The organism is Variovorax sp. P2_H12 (assembly GCF_056403395.1).
On record NZ_JBFUFO010000121.1, the window covers coordinates 1 to 938 of the forward strand.

Annotated in this window: 1 protein-coding gene; it reads right to left on the reverse strand. The window is 60.2% G+C overall.

Going from position 1 to position 938, the window contains the following annotated elements:
• On the reverse strand, positions 1-929 hold a 929-nt coding region (locus tag AC1DYK_RS35475), incomplete at its 3' end, for a beta-keto acid cleavage family enzyme (protein ID WP_478170535.1).
• Positions 930-938 lie beyond the last annotated feature (9 nt).

Consider the following 938-nt stretch of genomic DNA (forward strand, 5'->3'; position numbering starts at 1 on the left):
TTGGCCTGAAGCGTCTCTTCCGTCGTTTCGTAGAAGACCCCGATCTTCATGATCTCTCGTGCCTGTTTCGCTGTCGCGATGGGGCGGCCGAATTCGCCGGAGATACGCACCAACTGCTTGATCTGCTCGACGGAACTCATCTTGCCCGTGCGGGTCTGGTTCCAAAGCACGTCCTCGATGCCGCACCGCACGTGGAGACCCAAGGCGATCCCGATCATGTTCACGGGCAGCACATTCAGCACCGAGCTTTCCACCGTGACCACCGCGCCGTCSGGCGCAGCACGCAGGAAGTTGGCCAGGTTGTAGATGTTTGCCTGATCCATGCCGCCGCTGATGGCCACCCAGTTCATCACCAGYGGYCCCTTGTAGATTCCGCGGCGAATCATCCGCTCGATCGTTTCAAAGCTGTTGATGTTGTAGCAYTGGAACTCGCTYTGAATTCCGGCGGCCGTCAAGCGTCGCAGGTGCTCCTCGACCCAACTGGGATTCGCGGGMACGATCATGTCCTTGTAGGTTGCATARAGGTTCGGGTCCCCCCGCGACACGCCCTTGAAGTCATCCAGACCGGCGTGCTCCGTCACATTCATCTGCGTCGTGTTGACGGTCACTGTCACCTGGTCGGGCTTCGGATCGAGTTCGGCCAGCATATGCCGCGTGTCATCGCTGAGCCACTTGGCGGCCACCCCGGCGATCAGCTCATTGAACTTGGACAGGCGCTTGCTGCCCCTGCCGTCGGGTTCGCGCACATGCAGATGCAGCACGGTGGCACCGGCCTCGTAGCAATCCACAGCCTTCTGGATCTGATCCTCCATCGTGACTGGAATGTCTTCCGGGAAGTCTGAAGGAATCCAGCCCGGCGCATAGGGGGCGGCGGTGATGATCAGAGGCTGCTGGTTCTCAGGATACAGGTGGCCGTCAAGGAAGTTCATGGTGAGGGG